This window comes from Streptomyces sp. 8L (genome assembly GCF_020176795.1).
GTDB lineage: Bacteria > Actinomycetota > Actinomycetes > Streptomycetales > Streptomycetaceae > Streptomyces.
The window spans coordinates 1-3,075 of record NZ_JAIUKE010000763.1; the positions used below are offsets into that span (position 1 = coordinate 1).

Consider the following 3,075-nt stretch of genomic DNA (forward strand, 5'->3'; position numbering starts at 1 on the left):
GGGGGGGGGGCGCCGGACCGCGGGCCCGGGCCGTGGTCCGGCGCCTGTACCGATGCAGCTCCACCACCCTTCCAAGGAGTGATCGTGTCCCTGACGAACCCGGCAAGCCTCGTCGACTCCCCCTTCACGAGTCGGCCGCCCGTCACGCCGGATGCCGCCACCCAGCCCTACGACCCGGGCGACTGGAACTCCGTGCGGGCCCAGTTCCTCCTGTCGCCCGACCTCGTGCACCTCTCCAACTTCTACCTCGCCTCCAACCCGACGCCCGTCCGCGACGCCATCACGAACTACCGGCGCGCCTTCGACGAGAACCCGCACAGCTTCCTCGACGACAACATGTTCGCCCGCGAAGAGGACAAGCTGTGGCGGAATGTGTGCGCCGAGGCGGCCGAGTACGTCGGCGGTCACGCCGACGAGATCGCCCTCACCACCAGCACCACCATGGGACTGGCCCTCACCTACAACGGCCTGCGACTGAAGCCGGGCCAGGAGGTTCTGACCACCACCCACGAGTTCTACCCGCACCACGAGGCGATCCGCCTGGCCACCGACAAATGGGGCGCCACCATGCGCTCGGTATCGCTCTACGACTCGTCGTTCGACTTCTCCCCCGACGAGGCCCTCGACCGGCTGCGCGCCGCCGTGCGCCCAGAGACCCGCGTGTTCGGTGTCGCCTGGGTGCACTCCAACACCGGCGTGCGCCTGCCGATCGCCAGTGTCGCCGACACCATCGCCGAACTGAACCGGAACCGCGACGAGGACGACCGCATCCTGCTGGTGGTGGACGGCGTCCACGGGTTCGGCGTCGCGGACGAGGACGTCGCACAGATGGGCTGCGACTTCTTCTCCGCAGGCACCCACAAGTGGATCCTGGGACCGCGCGGCACCGGGATCATGTGGGCGACGCCGGAGAACTGGGCGCTCATCCAGCCGACGATCCCCTCCCTGATGAGCGCGGAGACCTCCGCGGCGTGGCGGCAGGACCGCCGGCCCACCGGCCCCACCCAGGCCTCGTGGGTCAGCCCGGGCGGGTTCTTCTCCTACGAGCACCAGTGGGCCGCCGCCGAGGCGTTCCGCTTCGTCCGGCAGATCGGGCGCAAGCGCATCCAGGACCGCATCGCGGAGCTGAACGGTCAGATCAAGGAAGGCCTGGCCGCCATGGACCACGTGACGCTGCACACGCCGCTCGCCCCGGAACTGTCCGCTGGCATCGTCACCTTCGACGTGGACGGCCACTCACCGCAGGACGTGGCACGAATCCTCCGCGAAAACCGGGTCATCGCTAACAGCACCCCCTACGGGGTCCCCCATGTCAGGCTGTCGGCGGGGATCGTCAACTTCCCCGAGGAGATCGACGTGGCCCTGAACGTCATCCGGTTGCTCAAGGCGTAGCGACCGGAACGGGGCGACACGGCGCAGATGCGGTCGGCCGCCCGGACCCCCGGCCCCGGACCGGCTCCCCGCTCCGGGGCCACGGTGCGAGCGGAATCTCCGTCTCAACCGTCTATGAGGCCCTCGCGCGGCTCACTGCGCTCCGCCTGATTCAGCGGACCGGAGAAACCAGCATCTACCGCGTGCCCCCGTTATCTTTTTGGCGGTCCTGCAAGAGGGCCGCTGGCCTCCGGGCCCGGTATGACTGTTGCCCCCTGTCGATGGGATGACCTGGGGGGTGGTGTCGCCGGGTCCGGCAGGTGCCGTCGGAGACGCTGATCAGAGGCCCGACCACCGCCCGGCCGGGCGCAATGCCCGGCCACCTGCGGGCGGTAGGTCTGCATAACGTGGATGCGCGTGAACGGCACCGAAGCCCGGGCCGGCACGGGATCGAACCTGGTGGGGGCACGGTGATCGAGATCGGTCAGGTGGGCGTCTTCTTCGGCCTGGACGTCGGCAAGAGCACACATCACGGACACGGCCTCACACCCAGCGGCAAGACCGTCTTCGACAAGCAGCTGCCCAACAGCGAACCGAAACTGAGGGCGGTCTTCGACAAGCTCACGGCGAAGTTCAAGACCGTGCTGGTGATCGTGGACCAGCCGGCCTCCATCGGCGCCCTTCCCCTCACCGTCGCCCGCGACGCCGGCTGTCAGATCGCCTACCTGCCCGGCTTGGCCATGCGGCGGATCGCCGACCTCTACCCCGGCGAGGCCAAGACCGACGCGAAAGACGCCGCTGTGATCGCGGATGCCGCCCGCACGATGCCCCACACCTTGCGCTCGCTGGAACTCGGCGACGAGATCACCGCGGAGCTGACCATGCTCACCGGATTCGACCAGGACCTCGCCGCCGAGGCCACGCGCACCTCCAACCGCATCCGCGGCCTGCTCACCCAGTTCCACCCCAGCCTCGAACGCGTCCTGGGCCCCCGCCTGGACCACAAGGCCACAACCTGGCTCCTGGAGCGCCACGGCTCACCGGCCGCCCTGCGCAAAGCGGGCCGCCGTCGGCTCGTCGAACTCGTGCGCCCCAGGGCCCCGCGCATGGCTCAGCGGCTGGTCGACGACATCTTCGACGCCCTCGACGAGCAGACCGTCATCGTTCCCGGCACCGGCACGTTGGACGTGATCGTGCCGTCGTTGGCGAAGTCGCTGACCGCTGTCCACGAACAACGACGGGCCCTGGAGATCCAGATCGAGGCCCTGCTGGAGGCCCACCCTCTTTCCCAGGTCCTGACCTCGATGCCCGGCATCGGCGTCAGGACCGCCGCCATCCTCCTGGCCACTATCGGCGACGGCAGCAGCTTTCCCACCGCCGCCCATCTGGCCTCCTACGCCGACCTCGCCCCGACCACCCGGCAATCAGGCACCTCCATCCACGGTGAACACGCTCCCAGAGGCGGGAACGGGGCGCGCGCCGGGGGCGACGCCAATGGGTGAGACACCGGCTGTCGCGTGCCGGGCGGATGTGACCTCGGCTGCCGCGTGGCAGGTCGACCCAGCCAGCCGCACCTGGGCCACGGCGAGGACGCACTCGCCGCCGCCGACATCGCGGCGGCCGGCGAGGTGCTGGATGCCCTCGCCAAGACGTCAGCGGCCAACACCCGCCGTGAACTGCGCGACGCCGCAACGGCTTTCGAAC

General features: G+C 69.7%; 1 protein-coding gene and 1 pseudogene. Both read left to right on the forward strand.

From position 1 onward, the window contains the following. Positions 1–84: 84 nt before the first annotated feature. The gene (locus tag LCE31_RS38410; protein ID WP_225022823.1) at positions 85–1,392 is read left to right on the forward strand and encodes an aminotransferase class V-fold PLP-dependent enzyme; all 1,308 of its coding nucleotides are present in this window, start codon (positions 85–87) and stop codon (positions 1,390–1,392) included. Positions 1,393–1,841: 449 nt separating this feature from the next. Then, a pseudogene (locus tag LCE31_RS38415) lies at positions 1,842–2,840 on the forward strand (IS110 family transposase); the annotation flags it as partial. Between the last annotated feature and the right edge of the window lie 235 nt (positions 2,841–3,075).